Origin of the sequence: Phenylobacterium sp. (genome assembly GCF_041691455.1) — a bacterium.
In the GTDB taxonomy this organism is placed as follows: Bacteria; Pseudomonadota; Alphaproteobacteria; order Caulobacterales; family Caulobacteraceae; genus Phenylobacterium.
Window position 1 is genome coordinate 503,187 of the sequence record NZ_JBEPUO010000001.1, and the last position, 18,945, is coordinate 522,131.

Consider the following 18,945-nt stretch of genomic DNA (forward strand, 5'->3'; position numbering starts at 1 on the left):
GAGGATCAGGATCTAGGCGATGGCCAGCCTCAAGGAGATGCGCAATCGGATCGGAAGCGTGAAAGCCACGCAGAAGATCACGAAGGCGTTGCAGATGGTGGCGGCGGCGAAGCTTCGCCGCAGCCAAGACGCTGCCCAGAACGCCCGGCCCTATGCCGAGCGCATGGCCGCGGTGATCGCCAACCTCGCCGCCGGGGTTTCGGGCGAGGGCGCGCCGCGGCTCCTGGTGGGCACCGGCTCCGACCAGCGCCACCTCGTCGTCGTGGCGACCTCGGACCGCGGGCTGGCCGGCGGGTTCAACACCTCGATCGTCCGCGCCGCGCGCGAGCGCATCAACCGCCTGCTGGCCGAGGGCAAGGACGTCCGCGTCCTGACCGTCGGCCGCAAGGCGCGCGACCAGCTGAAGCGTATCGACCGTTCGGTGGGTGCCTTCGAGGCCGGCGGCAATCCCTCGCTGGCGGTGGCCGAAGAGGTCTCGGCCAAGGTGCGCGAGCTGTTCGAGGCCGGCGACGTCGACGTGGTCACGCTGTTCTTCTCGAAGTTCAAATCGGTGGTCATCCAGACCGCGATGGGCGTCCAGTTGATCCCCGCCGAGATCCAGGCCGCCGCCCAGCCCATCGACCTGAAGGGCGCCGTCTACGAGTACGAGCCGGACGAGGAGACCATCCTCGAGGAGCTCCTGCCCCGCAACATCACCACCCAGATCTTCTCCGCCATGCTGGAGAACCAGGCCGGCTTCTTCGCGGCCCAGATGACCGCGATGGACAACGCCACCCGCAACGCCGGGGACATGATCTCGGCCCTCACCCTGCAGTACAACCGCTCACGCCAGGCGCAGATCACCAAGGAGCTGATCGAGATCATCTCCGGCGCCGAAGCGCTCTAGAAAGTCGAAAGAGACAGCCATGGCCACCACCACCGCCAAGAAGCCCGCCGCCGCGAAGAAGCCGGCGGCTCCGAAGGCCGCCGCCAAGCCCGCCGCGCCCGTCAAGGCCGTCGCCACCGGCAAGCTGGTGCAGATCATCGGCGCCGTCGTCGACGTGGAGTTCGAGGGCCACCTGCCGGCCATCCAGAGCGCGCTGGAAACCACCAACACCGACCAGCGGACCGGCCAGCCCTTCCGCCTGGTGTTCGAAGTCGCCCAGCACCTGGGCGAGAACACCGTGCGCGCCATCGCCATGGACACCACCGAGGGCCTGACCCGCGGCCAGCCGGTGTTCGACACCGGCCGTCCGATCACCGTGCCGGTGGGGCCCGCGACGCTGGGCCGGATCATGAACGTCATCGGCGACCCGATCGACGAAGCCGGCCCGATCGCCACCACCTTCACCTCCTCGATCCACCGCGAGGCGCCGTCCTTCGCCGAGCAGTCGACCTCGGCCGAAGTGCTGGTCACCGGCATCAAGGTGGTGGACCTGCTCTGCCCCTACACCAAGGGCGGCAAGATCGGCCTGTTCGGCGGCGCCGGCGTCGGCAAGACCGTGACCATGCAGGAGCTGATCAACAACATCGCCAAGGCCTACGGCGGCTATTCGGTGCTGGCCGGGGTCGGCGAACGCACCCGCGAGGGCAACGACCTCTATCACGAGATGATCGAGTCCAACGTGAACCTGCCGGGCGGCGGCGAGGGCTCCAAGTGCGCCCTGGTCTACGGCCAGATGAACGAGCCTCCGGGCGCCCGCGCGCGGGTCGCCCTGACGGGCCTCGCCCAAGCCGAATACTTCCGCGACGAAGAGGGCAAGGACGTGCTGCTCTTCATCGACAACATCTTCCGCTTCACCCAGGCCGGCGCGGAAGTGTCGGCGTTGCTGGGCCGGATCCCCTCGGCCGTGGGCTATCAGCCGACACTGGCCACCGAGATGGGCAACCTGCAGGAACGGATCGCGTCGACCAACAAGGGCTCGATCACCTCGGTGCAGGCGATCTACGTCCCCGCCGACGACATGACCGACCCGGCGCCGGCGACCTCCTTCGCCCACCTGGACGCGACCACGGTGCTCTCCCGCGACATCGCCGCCCAGGCGATCTTCCCGGCGGTGGACCCGCTGGACTCCACCTCGCGGATCATGGACCCGCTGGTGATTGGCGAAGAGCACTACAACGTCGCCCGCCGCGTGCAGGAGACCCTGCAGGCCTACAAGGCGCTGAAGGACATCATCGCCATCCTCGGGATGGACGAGCTGTCGGAAGAGGACAAGCTGACGGTCGCCCGCGCCCGGAAGATCTCCAAGTTCCTGTCCCAGCCCTTCCACGTGGCGGAGCAGTTCACCAACATGCCAGGCATCTTCGTCAGCCTGGAAGACACCATCCGCTCGTTTAAGGCGGTGGTGGACGGGGAATACGACCACCTGCCCGAGGCCGCCTTCTACAACGTCGGCACCATCGAGGACGCGGTGCGCAAGGCCGAGCAGCTGGCGGCGGAAGCCTGATGGCCGACAAGCTCCGCTTCTCGCTGGTCTCTCCGGAACGCGAGCTCTTCTCGGGGCTCGTCGACCAGGTGGACGCGCCGGGCTCCGAGGGCGACTTCGGCGTGCTGGCCGGCCACGCGCCGTTCATGACCGCGCTCAAGGAAGGTCCGGTGCGTGTGCACAACGACGGCAAGATCACCGTCTTCGAAGTGCGCGGCGGCTTCGCCGACGTCACGCCGGACGGCTTCACGGTGCTCGCCGAGCATGCAGTTGAAGCCAGCTGAATTATAGTTGTAAATTAGCCGTCGTTTGGCCTTGCCTCGGGCGCCGTGGTCCCGTTTTATGGCCCGCTGAAAAGTCAGGGGAACTTAGATGCGCACCGCCCTCGCCAGTCTGATACTCACCGCGGCCGTGGTTTCCGCGGCCCAGGCGCAGACACCTGCCGCGCCCGCTCCGGCGGCGGCGACGCAACCGGCTCCGGCCGCGCCCGCGACGCCGGCGCCGCCGACGACCGCCGCCCCGACCACGGCGGCTCCCGCAACCACAACCGCACCCCCGGCCGCCCCGACCACGGCTGCCCCGACCACGGCCGCCCCGACCACGGCCGCCCCGACCACGGCAGCCCCAACCACGGCCGCGCCAGACGCCGCCGCGGCGCCGGCCGCCGAGGCCCCGCCCACCCTGCCGACCACCGGCGACGGCGCGGTGTTGCTCAACATCGTCGAAAAGCTCTGCGTGCCCCTGGTGCGCGGCAGCAAGCTCGACGATCTGGCCAAGCCGCTCGGTCTGAAGCTGAACCGCCGTGACGGGACCTGGTCGATGCCGCTGGGTGGCGACCGGAACTACACGGTCACCATGTTCCCCTCGGGCGTGAACAAGGACGCCTGCCGCGGCGAGGTGCACTACGCCCTGGGCCAGGAGCAGCCGATCGTGAAGGCCTTCAACGTCTGGTCGTTCCTGCACCAGCCGGAGCTGATCCTGCAGGCCAACTATGTGAACACCGACGGCGACGGCGTGAAGCGCGTGCGGAAGTCGTGGGAGCACCTGGACTCCACCTCATCGACGGCGATCAACTTCTCGACGATGACCAAGCCGGACGACACCCCGCTCAACAAGAATTTCGCGACGGCCGAGTTCGTCTACCAAGAACGCAAAATCACGCCCCAATGAGCTGGACGGACGCCGCGGGCCTCGCCGGCGTCCTGATGATCCTGGTGGCCTATGCCGGCGCCGCCTTTGGCCGCCTCGACGCCAAGGGCGTCTGGTCGCTGCTGGCGAACTTCGTCGGCGCGGGCCTGATCCTGGTCTCGCTGCTGGTGGCGGACTTCAATCTGTCTTCGACCGTGATGGAAGGGTCCTGGGCGCTGGTCGCTCTGGCCGGGCTCGTCCGGCTGGGCCTCAAGCGGCGAGGCTGACCTCTTCTGAGAGCCAGCGCAGCACCGTCTCGGCGACGGCGTCCCAGCCGGGCTCTCCGACCAGCCAGTGGCTCATGCCGGGCATGGTCTTGAACGCGGCGCCAAGCCGCTCGGCGGTGGCCCGGGCTGTGCCCGGCGAATGCACGACATCGCCGGCGCCGGCGATCACCAGGCAAGGCGCCTCGATGGCGCCGGGACCGACGCTGGTGGTCATGAACGGATCCAGCCACCAGTTCAGCGTCTCGCGCACGGCGCGCGCGCTTTCCGGCCGCAGCCGCGCCACGGCGGCCTCGCGTTCGGCCTTGGGCATCCGGTCGAGGCTATAGGCGCGCATCAGGCCGTTGTCCGGCTGCAGGGCTCCCGAGGAGAAGGCGCCCATCATCTGCACGCCGAAGGCGGTCGCGGCCTCTTCCAGGCTCGAGCCGGCCACGCCCCAGGGCGGCGAGGGCGCCAGCAGGACCAGCGCCTTGAGCTTCGCCTTGCGGGCCGCCAGCTGGGCGACCAGGCCGCCCATGGAATGGCCAAGCAGCACGGGCGGCTCCGGAAGCTCGGCGCAGAGCTTGGCGATGTCGGCGGCATAGTCGGTCATCGAGACCCCGATCACCGCCTCCGACGGCTCGTCCGCGCCGTGGCCCCGCAGGTCGGGCGCGAGCACCTCGAAACCCGCCGCCTCGAAGGGCGCGCGGAAATGCTCGAAGGCCCAGCCGCCGCAAAAGGCGCCGTGCACCATGACGATGGCCGTCATTCAATCCTCTCGTTGCGGATGTGCGCGCTTGGCGGCGAAGGTCCCGAAGGCCTCGACCACCCGGTCATAGGCCGCTTTCTTGAACGGTACGATCAGTTCCGCGGCCTCTTCGAGAAACGCCCAGCGCCAGGCGTCGAACTCCGGCGGCGCGTGGGCCGCCAGATCGAAGTCGGCGTCACGGCCCTCGAAGCGGAAGGCGAACCACACCTGCTTTTGTCCCCGCCACCCGCGCAGCGCCTTGGCCCCGCCGTGGCCGGCGGGGAAATCATAGGCCACCCAACCCTCGGTGCGGCCGAGGAAGGTCGCGTTCGTCGCCCCGGTCTCCTCGGTGAGCTCGCGCCGCGCGGCCGCCTCGAGATCCTCGCCGGGATCGACCCCGCCCTGCGGGAACTGCCAGTTGTGCGGCCCGGGCGTGCCGACGCGCCGTCCCAGCCACACCCGGCCGTCCGGATGGAACAGGACGACGCCGACGTTGGGACGATAGAGGTCCAGGTCCTGGGTCATCAGCCCAGACTACTAGCCTATTGGTGGGTCAGAGCCGAGGCCGGCGCCAGCTGGAAGCCGCGCTGTTCCAGGGCGTGTGACCACTGGGCGACCTTTTCCAGGGTCACCGGATAGGCGAAGCCCGCGCCGAACGCCTGGCCGCGCTGCAGGGCGCCGGCTTCCAGCGCCAGCAGCTGCTGGTCGATGGCGGCCTGATTGAGCTGATCGTCGATCACCCGTTCGGCCGAGCCGCGGGCCACGCCGCCGCCGGCCCGGCGGGCCGCGGAGCCGTCGTCGATGAAGGCCAGGCCGCGCCCGCGAACCGTGCTGGTGAAGGTCTGGTAGGCGTCGTCCGAGGCCAGGAACCGCGAGCCCAGATAGTTGGTCAGGCCGAAATAGCCGGTGGCGCGCGAGAGGATCCACTCCAGCTTGCGGACGGTCTCCGGCCCCTGGGCGCCGGCCATCAGGGTGTAGGGGCCCGGATCGTTGTCCGGAAAGTCGATGGGCTCCATCGGCGTCTCGAGCAGGACCTCGTGGCCGTGGGCGCGGGCCATGTCGATCCAGCCCTGCAGGCCTTCGGCGTAGGGGGTGAAGGAGAGCGTGATCTCCGGCGGCAGGGTCTCGATGGCCGCCTGGGTGGCCCGCGCGTTCAGGCCGAGGCCGCCGATCACCAGGGCGATCTTCGGGCGTCCGTTGGAGATGAAGGGGCGGCGGTAGGCCTCGAACGGCGTGCGGCCGTCCTGGGCGATGATCGGCAGGGGGCCGGCGGGGCCCGGGGTGAAGAAGCCGGCGATGGGGGCGGCCGGCAGCGGCGCGCCGGGCGCCGGCGGCGGGATGGCCAGGCCGGGCCGGCGCGAGGCCGCGGCGATGGAGGGCAGCGGCCGCTCGGAGAGGCGGATGACGTCCTCGACGGTCTGCACGGGGCCGTGGAGGGGGCTGAGCGTCTGGCGCCAGCCCTGCGGGGCGTGTCCGAGCGCCGAGGACAGCGAGACGCGCACGGCGTTGGGATCGTGGGTGGCGGGCCCCAGCAGCTTAATAAGGATCGCCACCGACAGCACCAGCACCACGGCCGCGGCGCCCGCGCCGGCGTAGCGGCTTGAGGCCAGGGCCTTCAGGCGGCCGACGTCAAAGCTTGGGACGGACATGCGGGGCAGGGCGATCGTGGCCAAGGCTTTGGGTGCTCCTCGAAGCGGAGAGTCCCAAAACAGGGTTAACGGGGCCTTCCCATCGGCGCGACTAGGCTCCCTTTTTCAACCCCAGGACGCGGCTGCGCGGATTCGCCGCCGGTCGCGCGGGCGAAAAGGGCTATTTCGGCGTCGGCGCCTTGACCTCGGCGACCTTGGCCTTGCTCAGAACTTCGGCGAGCCGGGCCGTGGGCTTGGCCAGTTTCGGGGTCATGGCGACCGAGCCGTAGTGCAGGACGTCCTCGGCGCGGGCCAGCTGGAAGTCCTTCTTGGCGTCGAAGCTGTCCGGCGGCGCCTCGGCGGGGGCGTGCGGCGCCTTGCGGACCTTGCCCTCCTCGGCGTTGAGCGCGTTTTTGAACGAGGCTTCCGAGAACTGGTAGGCGTGGTTGGCGATGGTCTGGGCCTCATCCTTGGTGGAGGCGACCTCCAGGTCCGGCTCGATGCCGGTCTTCTGGATCGAGCGGCCGGAGGGGGTGTAGTAGCGCGCCGTGGTCAGCTTCAGCGCCCCGTCCATGCCGCCGCGCAGCGGGATCACGGTCTGCACCGAGCCCTTGCCGAAGCTGGTCAGGCCGACGATCTCGGCCCGCTTGCGGTCCTGCAGGGCGCCGGCGACGATCTCGGCGGCCGAGGCCGTGCCTGAGTCGATCAGCACCACCATCGGCAGGCCGCCGGTGATGTCGCCCGGCCGGGCGTTGTAGCGCTCGACGTCGCGCGGATCGCGGCCGCGCTGGCTGACGATCTCGCCGCCTTCCAGGAACAGGTCGGAGATGCCGACCGCCTGGTCGAGCAGGCCGCCGGGATTGCGGCGCAGGTCGAGGATCAGGCCCTTCATCTTCGGGTTCTTGGCGTGGATCTCGGCGAAGGCGGCCTGCGCCTCGTCGGTGGTCTTCTCGTCGAAGCCGGAGACCCGCAGCACGCCGTAGTCGCCTTCGAGGCGGGCGACGGCGGTCTTCTGTTTGATGATCTCGCGGACCACCTTCACGTCGAAGGGGTCGGATTTCTCCCGGGCGATGGTCAGGGTGACCGTCTCACCGGGCTTGCCGCGCATCTGCTTGACCGCGTCGCTGACCGAGAGGCCCAGGACGCTGTCGCCGTTGACGGCGGTGATGTAGTCGCCGGGCTTGAGGCCGGCCTTGGCGGCGGGGGTGTCGTCGATCGGCGAGATCACCTTGACCACGCCGTCCTCGCTGGTGACTTCCAGGCCGAGGCCGCCGTATTCGCCGCGCGTCTGGTCGCGCATGTCGTCGAAACCCTCGGGGTCGAGGTAGCCCGAATGGGGATCGAGCGAGGTCAGCATCCCGTCGAGGGCCGCGTGGATCAGCTTGGTGTCGTCCACCGGGGTGACGTACTGGCGCTCGACGGTGTCGAGCACGTCGCCGAACAGGCCCAGCATACGGTAGGTGTTGGCCTTGGGCGTCGCCGCGGCCATGGCGTGCTGGCTCACGTAAGCCATGGAGCCCGCGCCAAGCACGAAGGCGGAAACGCCGATCAGGAGGTACTTCTTCATCGCCTGCCGTAGGCTCCCTTGCGGCCGCAACCGCTTTTGATCCAGGCCCCTACGAACGCTTCTGAGGGCGCTCAGCCCGCTTTGTTCAACCAACGCCCCGGGTCCACCGGCGCGCCTTGTTCCCTGACTTCCAGGTAGAGTTCCCTGGTGGCCTTCTGGCCGCTGGCCTTCTCGTCGTCCGATTGTCGGCTATCGGGCATCCATCCGACAGCTTGTCCCGCCGCGACAGATTGCCCAACCGAGACCGACGTCTTGTCCAGGCCAGCAAGCACCAGATGGTATCCACCCGCCAGCCTTAATATCAAGATGACGCCCCATCCCTTTACGGGGCCCACATATTGGACGGACCCCGGTCCGGGACTGGCGACCTTGGCTCCGCCGGCGGCGGCGATGGTCAGGCCGTTCGAGTGACCGCCACTCGCCAGGGACTCGCCGAACCGCCGCACGATGGGGCCGGAGGTTGGCCTATCGAGCGTTTGCGGCGGCGTGATGGCCGTGTCGGCGAGCGCGGGGGCGGCGGGGCCGCGCAGGGCCGGCGGGCCGGCCGGTGGGGGATTGGCCTCGGCGATCTCGCTCTCGTTGGTGAACAGCGCCTCGCTCTCGACGGCGGCCAGGCGGCGCTGGCGCATCATCTCGCCGGCCTCCTGCGCATAGCCCATGGCGCGGCCCTGCAGGTCCGGCGTCATGGCCTTGACGAGGATCGCGGCGCGCACGGCGTTCTTGGCGTCCTTCGGCGAGACCAGGAGGGCCGGCGGCGGGTCGCGCTTCAGCTGCTCCAGAACCGTGAGCAGACGGGAAAGCTGGCTCATGTTGTGCGCCTGCTCGGCCGAGAGTTCGGTCTCCTCGACGTTCAGCCGCGCCAGCCGGTCGCCGGTCGCGGCGATCGCGACGGCGCCCACCGCGAGCGCCAGCAGCGTCGCCGGGAAGATCAGGCTGAACCGGTTGAGTCGGGCGGTCTTCATCAGTCCCGATGATAGGGTGAACCGGCCAGGATTGTGACTGCGCGATAAAGCTGCTCGGACAACATGACGCGGGCCAGCGCGTGCGGCCAGGTCTGCGGCCCGAACGCCAGCTTGCCGCTGGCGCGGGCGAGCAGGGCCGGATCGAGCCCGTCGGCCCCGCCGATCAGGAAGACCAGCCGGCGCACCCCGCGGTCGCGCAAGGTCGCGATCTCCTCGGCGAAGGCGCGCGAGGGCCGGGCCGGGCCATGCTCGTCGCAGGCGATCAGGTGGGCGTCGGTCAGATGCGGCAGCAGGGCCTCGGCTTCCGCCGCCTTGCCGGGTTTGCGGCTTTCCACCTCGACCACCTCGATGGGGCCCAGGCCCAGCGAACGGCCGGCGGCGGTCGCGCGGTCCGCATAGGTCTTCACCAGCTCGGTTTCCGGCGAGCGGGCCAGTCGTCCGATGGCCAGGATCGAGATTTTCAAGGCGCTGTCCTGTCCCAAAATGGGCAGGGCAGGTCTATCGCCGCGCCGCGACCTTGTCCCGGTGCGCGGACTTCTTCCTGGCGATCGGCTCCACGGGCTGCAGCGGCGGCAGGGGCGCCGCCGCGTCCCAGGCCTGCATCAGGCCGATCACCAGGTGGCTCACCGACGGGGCGGCGATCGCCGAACGGCCGGCCTCGGCGTCGCAGACCACGCGCAGGCCCGCCTCGCCCTCGCCGCCGTCCGTGGCCGGCGCCCAGCTGTCGTCGTCATTGTCCTTGTGCATCACCGGCGCGCCGAACCGCGAGTAGACGTCGAAGCTCCGCCAGCGGATTTTCCGCTGGGCGCAGTCGTATTCGTTGAGCATGCGCACATAGCCCGGCTGCTGCGGGCCGCCCGAGACCAGGGTGCGTTTCACGCTGACCGCCCAGGTCCGCCGCACGCCGGGGCCGCCCACCATCTCCGACGCCCGGGGATCGACCACCGTCACCACGTCCGGCGTCGAACTGATCACCGCATAGACCGACGCCTGGGCGGCGGACGCCGTCAGGAGGCCGAGGGCGGCCGCGAGCAGGAGGGGTCGAAGGCGCATAGGAGAGCTCATGACAAAGGCGCGTCCCGTTCCGCGCCGCGACTGGCAACCCAACTCTCCAAGCGTCAGTATGGCGCCCCGGAGCCCTTGCCGTCGCGGCAATTGTGTGGACGCCATGCAAGCCGTGTGCCCCGCTACTGATTCGGGGGACCTAAGAACTGGGAGGAATGATCTTGAAACTCGTTACCCTGGCGCTCGCGGCGACTGTCGCACTCGCTCTGTCGGCCGGCGTCGCCTCGGCGCACCCGATGCACCATCATCATCACATGGCGCACCACCATCACATGATGCACCACCACCACCATATGCATCGCTAGCCGATACTCCGGCGGCCCCGGTCCCCTCGCGGGCGCCGGGGCTTGCCGTCCTCAGCCCGCCCTTTCCGTCCGGTCCTCGACAGGCAGGATGCGGACCCGCGTGCCGGCGGCCGCAAGCTCGCGAACCGCGCGCATGAAGGCCCCCGATCCTGGCTGGGCGAAATGGGTGTCGAGCGCCGCCCGGTCGGCCCATTCCTCATAGAAGAACAGCTTGAGCGGCTCTTCGCAGTCGACGTGTACGCTGTGCGTCAGGCAGCCCGGCTCGGTGCGCGAGCGCGCCACATGGTCGAGCGCCGCGCGGCGCAGGGCCTCGAAGGTCTCGGGCCGGGCGGTGACGGAGCCGGTGACGATCAGCATGGGGTCTACGGCTTGGCGCCCGGGGTCCCCGGCGCGGCGGGGGCGGGCGGCGGCTCCTCGTGCGTCCAGCTCCCCGGGGAGCCCGGGAACACCACGGGGCTCTGATAGCCGTCAGCGCCCACGGCGCTGACCCCGAAGAACCAGTCGTCGATGTTGACGTCCTTGAGCACCGCCTGGCCGCTGGGCGCGGCCTCTCGGCTGTGGCGCCACTGCGGGTCGGTCGTGGAACGCCACCACAGCCGATAGCTCTTCGCATCGAGCGCCGGCGACCACTTGACCGTGGTGTCGGCCGACACCGCCCCGGAGATGTCGACGTGGGTGGGCGGCGCGGGCGCCGAGGCGAGCGCGGCCATGGAGATCACGTTGAGGCGCGTGACGTTGGCCAGGTAGGCGAAGTCGACGCCTTCGATCAGGTCGCCGTACTTGATCCCGCCCTCGGTGCGGAGGTCCTGGTGCTGGCGGGTGTAGTTCTCGTTGGCCTCGGTGACCCGCACGGAGGGGAAGCCGGCCTTCAGCATCTCCACCTGGTCGCCGCCCCGGCTGAAACGGTCGGTCCGGTAGACCATGGTGACCTTGAAATTGCCGAGATAGCGGTCGGCGAGGCCGTCCATGAAGCGGGCGAGCTGGCGCGAGGGACTGTCGACCTCGCCGCCGTTGTAGCGGCGCTTGTCGGCCTCGGCGGCGGTCTCGACCGTCTTGGTCCCTTCGGAGAACACCCGCACGCGGGTGGTTTCGCGCACGCCGTTGATGCCCTCGGAATTGCCGACGATATCGTTGTTGAGGTCGGCCTCGACGCGCCAGCCCTTGGCCTTGGCGGTGTCGGCGAGCACCTTGCCGCCCAGCAAGCCCTGCTCCTCGCCGGAGAGCACCGCGAAGACCAGGGTGGCCGGGAATTTGTGCTTCGACAGCACGCGCGCGGCTTCCATGACCGCGGCCACGCCCGAGGCGTCGTCATTGGCGCCGGGCGCATCGGCGGTGAAGTTCATGACGTCGGTGACGCGGCTGTCGATGTGGCCGGAGATGACGATCACCCGGTCCGGGTCCGTGGTCCCGGGCTGGATGGCCAGCACGTCCATCACTTCGGTCGGATTGGGCACGCGGCGGCCGGTGACCGTCTGGGCCGGGGTCTCGATCGTCAGGCAGCCGCCGCAGTCCTTCGACATGGCCGCGAACTCGGCGGCGACCCAGCGCCGGGCGGCGCCGATGCCGCGGGCGCCGGACTTGGTGTCGGACAGGGTGTGGCGGGTGCCGAAGGCGACCAGCCGGGCGATGACAGCATGCTGCCGCTCGGCCGAGACCTGACCCGCCAGCTCATGCAGCAGCGGGTGCTCGGTCGGCAGGGGCTGGGCGGACGCGGCGGTCGCGGCGGCGGCGAGGACGAAGGCGGCGGCGAGGAGAGGCAGACGCAAGGGCGGGCTCCGGAACTGAGGGCGCGCGACCTTCGCCGTACGGTCGGGCCGACGCAAGGGAAGAGCCCTTAAAGTCCCTGGCGGCGAGCTGCGATCGGGCCATGGGCCTCAAGGCGGCTTGTGTTCCGCGGAACACGGAATGACTGTCGCTGGACACGCAACGCCGGGGGAAACAGATGCGCCTGAGACTTCTCCCGTTCGGCCTCGCCGCCGCCCTGCTCGCCTGCGCCGGTGCGGCCTCGGCCGCCCCGGGTTGCGCGCCGGCCAAGGACGCGGCGCGGGACGCCGAGGCCGTCGTGCGCGGCTGGTTCGCGGCCGGCGCGCGGGATGACGTGGCCGCCGAGGCGGACCTCCAGGCGCCGGGCTTCTACGCCTTCGACGCAGGCAAGCGGTTCGACGGGACGGCGCTCGGCGAACTGGTGAAGTCCGCCCACGCTTCCGGCGTGAAGATCGAGTGGAACCTGCAGGACATGGACGTCCACGCGGCTTGCGACCAGGCTTGGGCCGCCTGGGTCAACAGGGGGGCGTCCGGCAAGGCCGGCGCCATGCAGCCGGTGACCTGGCTGGAGTCCGCCGTGCTCGGCTACCACGACGGCCGCTGGCGGCTCGAGTTCCTGCATTCCGCCCGCGTTCCGCCGCCGCCCTGAGGGCTCAGCGCGGGTAGTAGGGCCGGTAGTAGCCCCAGGGCGCGGGCGGCGGCTGGGCCGGCGGTCCGCGGTCCGAATAGTAGTACTGCTGCTGGGCGGCGATCGCGCGCTGGCGGTCCTGCTCGGCGAGCAGGCGCTGGCGCTCTCCGTCAGCCATGGCGCGCTGCTGCTCGGCCTGGGCGGCGAGCTGCTCGGTTTCCGCCGCGGCGCGCTGGCGCACGGCCTCGGCCGCGGCGGTCTGGGCCCGGGCGGTCGCCAGCTGCTCGTCGGCCACCGCCTGGGCGCGGGCCTCGGCGTGGGCGCGGCTGCGCTGGACGTCGAGCTCGGCCTCGCGGGCCCGGTGCTGGCTGGCCACCTCGGCGCCGCAGGTCTTGAGGTCGGCGATGCCCTGTCCGGCGCCGGCCAGGGAGGCGCTGACCGCCTCGTCCGACAGCCAGGCGATCTGCAGGGTCTTGCCGTGGCGCAGCGCCGCCAGGGTCTCGTCGCTCAGGCCCATGACCGCCAGGCCCTCATCCCCCGTGCGCCGCACGAGGTTGGCGAAGGGCCGGCCGTCGACGCGGATCGGCAGGAAGGCCTGGCTGGGCACGCTCTCGCGGGTGAAGCGCAGCATGACGCGGTCTCCATCGGAGACCAGCGAGATGGGCGCGACCGCGCCGGAGCGGGCGACCAGCTCAAGATCGGTGTGGCACAGGGCCTCTTCGGGCGTGATCGCCCAGGCCGACGGCTCCAGGCCAGCCGCAGCCGCTGTGTTCGTGGAGAGCGGTCCCGCAACCGCCGCCCCGACCAGGGTGAGTAGAGCTCCAGCCCCCAGAAGTCGCATTGTGACAGCTCCATGAGCCGTCCCTCACGACCAAGTTACGCTCAGCGGGGCCGTTCGCCTAGGGGGTGGTTGGCCGCGGGGCCCGCGCAGCCAATTGAAATCAAGCCATTTTGTCGCAGACATCTTGTCGGTTTCCTCACCAACCGGCTGCAAAGGTTGAGGGTGCCAAGGACTTCATCTTGACCGCCCCAAACCACGATCCGCGTCGCGCTGAGGTCGCCGCCAGCTCGACCCTGCGGCCGGTCGAGGCGATGCCCTGGGACGCCAAAGGCCGACGACCGAGCCTCGCCCGGCTGATGGACGAAATAGCCGTGGCCATCCACGGCGTGACTGTCCCTCGGGTGTCGGTGACCGTCCTGGCCACCCTGATGGCCATGCTGGTCCTTCCCTGGCGGCTCTGCGCGGGCTGGACCGCGGGCGGGATGGCCCTGGAGGTCTGGTGCTGGTTCGCCTCGCGCCGGCAGGCGAAGGGCCAGGCCCCCGGCTGGTGGGCGCGGGGCAATTTCGCCGTCAGCTACGTCGGGATCAGCCTCTGGTGGCTGCTGCTGGGCGTGTTGCTGTGGCGCTCCGGGACGACCGAGGGTCACGCCACCGCAGCTTCGCTGTTCATGGCGGTCGGCTCGCTGGCGCTCATGCTGGTCTACAGCACGCCGGTGGCCTTCTTCGCCGCCGGCATGGCCCCGGCGGTCGCCGCCCTCATCGTGGTCTCCCTGGCCGGCGGGCTCGAGTGGCGCCAGATGCTGCCGATCTGGATCGTCCTGGGCCTGAGCACCGTCTTCAGTCTGGGCCGGGCCATCGACACGCCCTCGATGCAGCAGTCGCAGCGGCGCATCAATGAAAGCCTGCACAATTTCGAAGTCCTGGCCGAGAACGTCACCGACGTCATCACCCGCACCAACATCCACGGGATCCGTGAGTACGTTTCCCCCGGCAGCCTGGCGATGCTCGGCTACCGGCCCGAGGAGCTCGTCGGGACGTCGCAGGGCGACTACCACCACCCCGAGGACGCGCCGCTGATCACCGCCTCGATGCGCCGGCTGATGGCCAATCCCGGCCGGTCGGAATCGGTGACCGTCCGCGTGCGCCACAAGGACGGCCGGTGGCTCTGGCTGCAGGCGAGCGGCAAGGTGTTCTACGAGGACGGCGTTCCGGCCGGCCTGATCGGCGTCAGCCGCGACGTCACCCATCAGGTGGCCGCCGAAGCGGCCCTGGTCGAGGCCAAGGCCGAGGCGGAAGCGGCCAATCAGGCGAAGGCCGAGTTCCTGGCCAATGTCAGCCACGAGATTCGCACCCCGATGAACGGCGTCCTGGGCGCCCTGCACCTGATGGACCGCGAGCCGATCTCGTCCGAGGGCCGTGAGCTGATCCGCCAGGCCAACGACTGCGGCCGGATGCTGTCGCAGCTGCTCAACGACGTGCTCGACTTCTCGAAGATCGACGCCGGCCAGCTGGAAATGGCCCCTGAGGCGATGCGGGCCGACGAGGCCCTGCAGGCGGTGGTCACCCTGGTCGGGGGCCAGGCCCGCGCCAAGGGCATCGACCTGAGGAGCGAGATCGTCGGCGGCGACCTGTGGATCGAGGCCGATCCGGTCCGCGTGCGCCAGGCGATGTTCAACCTCCTGGGCAATGCGGTGAAGTTCACCGCCAAGGGCTGCGTCACGGCCCGCCTGGCGGTGACCCCCGCCGGCGAAGACCGCCGCCACGTCACCCTGGAGGTCGAGGACACCGGTATCGGCATGAGCCCCGAGGCCCAGGGCCACCTTTTCGAGCGCTTCCGGCAGGCCGAAGGCAATACGGCGCGCCGGTTCGGCGGCACCGGCCTTGGCCTGTCCATCACCCAGGCGCTGGCCCGCATGATGGGCGGCGACATCACCTTCTTCAGCGTCGAGGGCGAAGGGTCGACCTTCTGCATGGCCTTCGATGCGCCCGCCGCCGCGCCGGCCAGCCTGGAGCCGGTCGAGGAAGGCCTGCTTGGGGGCGTCAACATCCTGCTGGTCGAGGACAATCCGACCAACCGGCTGGTGGCGCGCACCATGCTGACCCGCCTGGGCGCTACGATCGAGGAGGCCGAGGACGGGGTCCTGGGCCTGCAGGCGGCTCGCCGCGGCGGCCACGACCTGATCCTGATGGACGTCCAGATGCCGCATATGGACGGCGTCGAGACCACCCGCGCGATCCGCGGCCTCGCCGACGCCGTCGCCCACGTGCCGATCATCGGCCTGACCGCCAACGTCATGGTCCATCAGCGGGCGGAGTATCTCGCGGCCGGGATGAACGGGGTGGTCGCCAAGCCGATCTCGCCCACGGCGCTGATGGCGGAAATCGCCCGGGTGATCGCGGCGGACGAGGCGGAGGATTCGCCGGCGGCGGCCGACGCGGCCTGATCGCCTAGGCGGCCCGGTCCTGCAGGGCGTAGCGGCGGCAATGGTCTAGATAGGCCGCCTCGTGGCTCTGGATCAGCTCGACGATCGCCGACCAGAGCCAGAACGGCGCATCCAGGGTCGTCGAGCGGTTGCGCGCCAGCTCGGCTCGCCAGGCGGCCTTGGCGCCCGCGTCCAGCTGACGGGCGTGGGCCCGCCCCACCACCAGCGCCAGATAGTGCGCCGCGCGCACCGCCTCCTCGCGGCTCAGGCTGTCGATGTCGAGCTTCAGGTCCTGCGGGGTGAGTTCGCGGATCACCACCGAGCGGCGAAGCAGCTTCCCGGCCATCATCCGCCGGCCCAGGAACGGCGACAGCGCCCGGGCGCCGGCGACCACCCGCCTGGCATTGTCGCTCGGCATCTTCGCGCCCGGCGCGCGGGGCGCGGCGGCCGGCACGGCCTCCTTGATGTCGATCAGCAGGGTCTCCTGCTTGCCGTCCTCGCCGGCCACGCCCACCAGCATGGCGTAGCGCAGCCTGCCCAGAGAGCTGCAGCCCTTCATCCAGTAGGCGCCGTCGAGGATCTCGATCGGCGCGTCGTCGGGGCGGTGCTGCAGGCCGGTCACCAGCTTGCGCAGGTCTTCGTCGTCGGCGAGCGCGGTCAGGGCCGCGCGCTCGGGCTCCGACAGCGGCCAGAACCGCTTGCCGAGCGGGATCGCCGGCCGGACATCCTCGATCCGCTCGCGGGCCAGGTGCTTCCAGCGCCGCCGGAGCGCCTGGCGCAGTACGCGGCGGACCTCCTTGGGCGTGGTCTCCTCGTCGGGCGCCAGGGTCTCGCCCTGCAGTCCGGCCTCGTAGCCTTCGATCATGTGCTCCAGCATGAGCGCGGTGGTGACGCCCGGCAGGTTCGAGCCGCGAGCGGCGGTGGCCAGCGACAGCCCCAGCCGGATCAGGTCGTGCGCCGGGTTGCCGATCACCGTCTGGTCGAGGTCGCGGATCTGCACGGCGACCTGCCCGCGGGCGCTCGAGACGGGCCCGAGGTTGCCCGAGTGGCAGTCGCCGCAGATCCACACCGCCGGGCCCTCGGGGACCTTGCCGGCGCTGGCTTCCAGCCATTCGTAGAACTTCAGCGTCGAGCCGCGCACATAAGCATGGGCCGAGCGGGTCATCTTCAGCCGCTGGGCGTCGCGCAGCAGGGCGGCGCGGTCGTCGGGATCGGGATAAGCAGGCTTGGCCATGGCCTGGAGTGAAGCCCGCCGTGTCCGGAAGGTTCCGCCGGTGGTCAGGCCGCGTAGCTCAGCGGGTGCGGCTCGGCGCCGAGGCCGGCCTCGAAGTCCTGCAGAATCTCCAGGAGTTCGGCCATCGGCGCGGTCAGCTGTTTGCCCACCGGGAAGCGGAAGCGCCAGAAGCTCGCCACGTGGCTGACGGTGCCGGCGCCTTCGCCCAGCGACATGAACATCTCGGGCGATTTCAGGAGGAAGTCGCGGAAGGCGATGGCGTTGCCGTCGGTGAGCTGCTGGAAGACCTGATCATAGGCCTTGAGGTAACCCATCACCGCCTTGACCTGGGTCTCCATGGCGTTGCGCAGGCGCACCTTGGTTTCCTCGATCACGATCATCACGTCGCGTTCGCGCGGCCCCTCGACCCGGACCCTGGTGACTTCGACCAGGACTTCCTTCAGACGCGGCCAAAGGGTGTTCAGGACCCACTTGTAGTAGAGGAAGCCCTTCCAGCAGAAGATGCCCTCGCGGTAGCTCTCGCCTTCGAGCTGCAGGGTCAGGCGAAGCGGTTCGAGCCGCTCGTCGGTCTTGGAGGACAGCAGCGCCTCGACCAGGCGCCCGGTGGCCCCACCGCTGCCGGCGCCGCCGTAGGCGAGTTCGATCAGGCGAGCGATCTCGCCCCCCACGAAGCGCTGCATACGGTCGACGTCGGCCGGCGAGATGTCGAAATAGGTGGGGCTGACCTCATAGCCGCGGCGCTTGATGTGCTCGCGCAGCAGGAAAGGGTCGAGCGACGGCAGTTGGTCGATGGATTCGAGGATCTCGACGTCGCGGGTGATGTCGTCGGCGCCGCCGCGCAGCTCGGTGAGCATGGGCAGCCAGCCCCGCTCGCCGACGAACACGGCGCGCCCGCCGAGCGCCAGGTCGGAACGGTCGAAGGGCACGATGATCTTGGTCGCGGTGCGGGAGCCGCTCTCGAAGAGGTCGGCCTCGTCAGCGCGCAGCCGGTGCTTGAGGATGACCGCGCCGTTCAGGACCGGGCTTTTGAACAGCGGCTTGGCCAAGTGTTCGGGGTTGCCGGCGTTGCGCCCCGACACCACGGCGAGGTTCAGGACGCGGCTGGTGGAGGCCGTCTTCTCGAGGCCCCGGAGGCTTCGGTAGATGCGTTCGTTGGAACCCGCCACGCCCGACCGCCCGAATGCTGATGCGAGCCGCGACCGCGGCCCTAGAGCGCCATGCTTCTCATGCAATCGCCAAAGGACTGTTAAGGGCGCCGGTTAACGGTGAAGCTTCGGCGCGGAGCCCGCCGCGGGCGGTCTAGGGCGGGCCGTTCCACAGCGCGGCGAACTTGCGGGCGGGCGTGACGACGGCTTTCCAGGTCACCGCGCCGTTCTGGTAGATGACATTGTATTGATCGACCTCGCCCTGCGGGGTCATGGCCTTGCCGGCGTAGCTCACCCCGCGGATCGGCCCGGCCGAGGCGAACATCTGCTGCATCGCCGGCGCGTTGCGCTCGCAGTTCACCAGCAGGGCCGGTTCGAGGCTCTCCGGCGGGCAATAGCCCAGGGCTCCCTTGGCGAGCGTGTCCTGCAGCAGGGCGGCGACCTCATCGTGGCTCATGCCGGCGGGCCTCGGGGTTTCGACCGGCTGGACCGGCGGCGAGAAGGTCGGCGCGGCGGCGGCCGGCGCCTGGCCGGCCTGGCCCGACGGCGCGGCCGGAGCATTGGCCGGGGCGGGGCCGGAGGCGAGGGTCGCGGTCGGGGCGTCCGAACGGGTCTTTTCGACGCTGACGGCCACCACCACCAGGATCAGGCCAAGGACCGAGAACACCAGGCCGGGGCCCAGCTTCGAGGCGTGGAACTCGACCCCGAACATCTTGACGGTGGCCTCGGAGTCCGACGCGCCGATCCCCCGGACGACGGTGAAGAAGCCCAGGAGCATGCAGAGCGCGCCGAGCGCGAACACGCCGTAGATCAGCACAGGCGTTCCCCCGAACGTTGATCTCCGAGGCGACTACGCCATGAGCCGCCCCGTCGCGCAACTTTGGCGAGGGACGGCA

Annotated in this window: 21 protein-coding genes; 8 read left to right on the top strand and 13 right to left on the bottom strand. The window is 70.1% G+C overall.

Translation table 11 applies throughout. The features are described from left to right. Nucleotides 1-19 precede the first annotated feature (19 nt). The 5 genes from ACESMY_RS02650 (at nt 20) to ACESMY_RS02670 (ending at nt 3,823) form a co-directional block, all read left to right on the top strand. On the top strand, nt 20-886 hold the full coding sequence (locus ACESMY_RS02650) for a F0F1 ATP synthase subunit gamma (RefSeq protein WP_372781881.1): 867 nt from the start codon (nt 20-22) through the stop codon (nt 884-886). Nucleotides 887-905: 19 nt separating this feature from the next. Then, a complete protein-coding gene (gene atpD / locus ACESMY_RS02655; protein WP_372781883.1) occupies nt 906-2,429 on the top strand; it encodes a F0F1 ATP synthase subunit beta in 1,524 nt (507 codons plus the stop codon). Further along, nucleotides 2,429-2,692 (top strand): ATP synthase F1 subunit epsilon, encoded by a 264-nt coding sequence (locus tag ACESMY_RS02660; protein WP_372781885.1) that lies wholly within the window; start codon nt 2,429-2,431, stop codon nt 2,690-2,692. The genes atpD and ACESMY_RS02660 overlap by 1 nt, the downstream gene beginning before the upstream one ends. An 88-nt stretch (nt 2,693-2,780) precedes the next feature. Then, the gene (locus ACESMY_RS02665) at nt 2,781-3,578 is read left to right on the top strand and encodes a hypothetical protein (RefSeq protein ID WP_372781887.1); all 798 of its coding nucleotides are present in this window, start codon (nt 2,781-2,783) and stop codon (nt 3,576-3,578) included. Further along, the gene (locus ACESMY_RS02670) at nt 3,575-3,823 is read left to right on the top strand and encodes a hypothetical protein (protein WP_372781889.1); all 249 of its coding nucleotides are present in this window, start codon (nt 3,575-3,577) and stop codon (nt 3,821-3,823) included. The genes ACESMY_RS02665 and ACESMY_RS02670 overlap by 4 nt, the downstream gene beginning before the upstream one ends. Here ACESMY_RS02670 and ACESMY_RS02675 read toward each other — a convergent pair. The 7 genes from ACESMY_RS02675 to ACESMY_RS02705 all read right to left on the bottom strand — a co-directional run bounded on the left by ACESMY_RS02675 (nt 3,807) and on the right by ACESMY_RS02705 (nt 9,757). Next, complete coding sequence (locus tag ACESMY_RS02675) at nt 3,807-4,568, bottom strand: alpha/beta hydrolase (RefSeq protein WP_372781891.1); 762 nt, start codon at nt 4,566-4,568, stop codon at nt 3,807-3,809. The genes ACESMY_RS02670 and ACESMY_RS02675 overlap by 17 nt on opposite strands. Beyond that, the gene (locus ACESMY_RS02680) at nt 4,569-5,072 is read right to left on the bottom strand and encodes an RNA pyrophosphohydrolase (RefSeq protein ID WP_372781893.1); all 504 of its coding nucleotides are present in this window, start codon (nt 5,070-5,072) and stop codon (nt 4,569-4,571) included. 17 nt (nt 5,073-5,089) lie between these two features. Beyond that, entirely contained in the window at nt 5,090-6,220 is a 1,131-nt protein-coding gene (locus ACESMY_RS02685; protein ID WP_372781895.1) for a divergent polysaccharide deacetylase family protein, read from the bottom strand. Nucleotides 6,221-6,356: 136 nt separating this feature from the next. Then, nucleotides 6,357-7,742: a S41 family peptidase gene (locus ACESMY_RS02690; RefSeq protein ID WP_372781897.1), complete on the bottom strand. Its 1,386-nt coding sequence runs from the start codon at nt 7,740-7,742 to the stop codon at nt 6,357-6,359. A 71-nt stretch (nt 7,743-7,813) separates the two neighbouring features. Beyond that, nucleotides 7,814-8,704 (bottom strand): murein hydrolase activator EnvC, encoded by an 891-nt coding sequence (locus tag ACESMY_RS02695; RefSeq protein WP_372781899.1) that lies wholly within the window; start codon nt 8,702-8,704, stop codon nt 7,814-7,816. Then, nucleotides 8,704-9,168, bottom strand: a complete 465-nt coding sequence (rlmH, locus tag ACESMY_RS02700) for a 23S rRNA (pseudouridine(1915)-N(3))-methyltransferase RlmH (RefSeq protein ID WP_372781901.1) — start codon at nt 9,166-9,168, stop codon at nt 8,704-8,706. The genes ACESMY_RS02695 and rlmH overlap by 1 nt, the downstream gene beginning before the upstream one ends. Nucleotides 9,169-9,202: 34 nt before the next feature. Continuing rightward, nucleotides 9,203-9,757 carry a surface-adhesin E family protein gene (locus tag ACESMY_RS02705; RefSeq protein WP_372781903.1) on the bottom strand — a complete coding sequence of 185 codons (555 nt, stop codon included), beginning with the start codon at nt 9,755-9,757 and terminating at the stop codon, nt 9,203-9,205. Nucleotides 9,758-9,930: 173 nt separating this feature from the next. Between ACESMY_RS02705 and ACESMY_RS02710 the strand changes: the two genes are divergently transcribed. After that, the gene (locus ACESMY_RS02710) at nt 9,931-10,074 is read left to right on the top strand and encodes a hypothetical protein (RefSeq protein WP_372781905.1); all 144 of its coding nucleotides are present in this window, start codon (nt 9,931-9,933) and stop codon (nt 10,072-10,074) included. Nucleotides 10,075-10,125: 51 nt separating this feature from the next. Here ACESMY_RS02710 and ACESMY_RS02715 read toward each other — a convergent pair whose 3' ends face one another. After that, on the bottom strand, nt 10,126-10,431 hold the full coding sequence (locus ACESMY_RS02715; protein ID WP_372781907.1) for a putative quinol monooxygenase: 306 nt from the start codon (nt 10,429-10,431) through the stop codon (nt 10,126-10,128). Between the two features lie 5 nt (nt 10,432-10,436). Next, a complete protein-coding gene (locus tag ACESMY_RS02720; RefSeq protein ID WP_372781909.1) occupies nt 10,437-11,840 on the bottom strand; it encodes a M20/M25/M40 family metallo-hydrolase in 1,404 nt (467 codons plus the stop codon). 176 nt (nt 11,841-12,016) lie between these two features. On the opposite strand from ACESMY_RS02720, the gene ACESMY_RS02725 reads away from it, so the two are divergent. Continuing rightward, a complete protein-coding gene (locus ACESMY_RS02725; RefSeq protein ID WP_372781911.1) occupies nt 12,017-12,487 on the top strand; it encodes a hypothetical protein in 471 nt (156 codons plus the stop codon). A gap of 4 nt (nt 12,488-12,491) precedes the next feature. On the opposite strand, the gene ACESMY_RS02730 is transcribed toward ACESMY_RS02725, so the two are convergent. Continuing rightward, nucleotides 12,492-13,307 carry a hypothetical protein gene (locus ACESMY_RS02730; protein ID WP_372781912.1) on the bottom strand — a complete coding sequence of 272 codons (816 nt, stop codon included), beginning with the start codon at nt 13,305-13,307 and terminating at the stop codon, nt 12,492-12,494. Nucleotides 13,308-13,486: 179 nt separating this feature from the next. Between ACESMY_RS02730 and ACESMY_RS02735 the strand changes: the two genes are divergently transcribed. Beyond that, the gene (locus ACESMY_RS02735; RefSeq protein WP_372781914.1) at nt 13,487-15,691 is read left to right on the top strand and encodes an ATP-binding protein; all 2,205 of its coding nucleotides are present in this window, start codon (nt 13,487-13,489) and stop codon (nt 15,689-15,691) included. 4 nt (nt 15,692-15,695) lie between these two features. On the opposite strand, the gene ACESMY_RS02740 is transcribed toward ACESMY_RS02735, so the two are convergent. The 3 genes from ACESMY_RS02740 to ACESMY_RS02750 all read right to left on the bottom strand — a co-directional run bounded on the left by ACESMY_RS02740 (nt 15,696) and on the right by ACESMY_RS02750 (nt 18,866). Beyond that, nucleotides 15,696-16,904 carry a DUF2252 family protein gene (locus ACESMY_RS02740; RefSeq protein WP_372781916.1) on the bottom strand — a complete coding sequence of 403 codons (1,209 nt, stop codon included), beginning with the start codon at nt 16,902-16,904 and terminating at the stop codon, nt 15,696-15,698. Between the two features lie 44 nt (nt 16,905-16,948). Further along, a complete protein-coding gene (locus ACESMY_RS02745) occupies nt 16,949-18,070 on the bottom strand; it encodes a hypothetical protein (protein ID WP_372781918.1) in 1,122 nt (373 codons plus the stop codon). A 133-nt stretch (nt 18,071-18,203) separates the two neighbouring features. Continuing rightward, nucleotides 18,204-18,866, bottom strand: a complete 663-nt coding sequence (locus tag ACESMY_RS02750; RefSeq protein WP_372781920.1) for a hypothetical protein — start codon at nt 18,864-18,866, stop codon at nt 18,204-18,206. Between the last annotated feature and the right edge of the window lie 79 nt (nt 18,867-18,945).

Coding starts and splice junctions, on each gene's coding strand:
- ACESMY_RS02650 (WP_372781881.1), top strand. CDS start 20: ATGGCCAGCCTCAAGGAGATGCGCAATCGGATCGGAAGCGTGAAAGCC.
- atpD (WP_372781883.1), top strand. CDS start 906: ATGGCCACCACCACCGCCAAGAAGCCCGCCGCCGCGAAGAAGCCGGCG.
- ACESMY_RS02660 (WP_372781885.1), top strand. CDS start 2,429: ATGGCCGACAAGCTCCGCTTCTCGCTGGTCTCTCCGGAACGCGAGCTC.
- ACESMY_RS02665 (WP_372781887.1), top strand. CDS start 2,781: ATGCGCACCGCCCTCGCCAGTCTGATACTCACCGCGGCCGTGGTTTCC.
- ACESMY_RS02670 (WP_372781889.1), top strand. CDS start 3,575: ATGAGCTGGACGGACGCCGCGGGCCTCGCCGGCGTCCTGATGATCCTG.
- ACESMY_RS02675 (WP_372781891.1), bottom strand. CDS start 4,568: ATGACGGCCATCGTCATGGTGCACGGCGCCTTTTGCGGCGGCTGGGCC.
- ACESMY_RS02680 (WP_372781893.1), bottom strand. CDS start 5,072: ATGACCCAGGACCTGGACCTCTATCGTCCCAACGTCGGCGTCGTCCTG.
- ACESMY_RS02690 (WP_372781897.1), bottom strand. CDS start 7,742: ATGAAGAAGTACCTCCTGATCGGCGTTTCCGCCTTCGTGCTTGGCGCG.
- ACESMY_RS02695 (WP_372781899.1), bottom strand. CDS start 8,704: ATGAAGACCGCCCGACTCAACCGGTTCAGCCTGATCTTCCCGGCGACG.
- ACESMY_RS02705 (WP_372781903.1), bottom strand. CDS start 9,757: ATGCGCCTTCGACCCCTCCTGCTCGCGGCCGCCCTCGGCCTCCTGACG.
- ACESMY_RS02715 (WP_372781907.1), bottom strand. CDS start 10,431: ATGCTGATCGTCACCGGCTCCGTCACCGCCCGGCCCGAGACCTTCGAG.
- ACESMY_RS02725 (WP_372781911.1), top strand. CDS start 12,017: ATGCGCCTGAGACTTCTCCCGTTCGGCCTCGCCGCCGCCCTGCTCGCC.
- ACESMY_RS02730 (WP_372781912.1), bottom strand. CDS start 13,307: ATGCGACTTCTGGGGGCTGGAGCTCTACTCACCCTGGTCGGGGCGGCG.
- ACESMY_RS02740 (WP_372781916.1), bottom strand. CDS start 16,904: ATGGCCAAGCCTGCTTATCCCGATCCCGACGACCGCGCCGCCCTGCTG.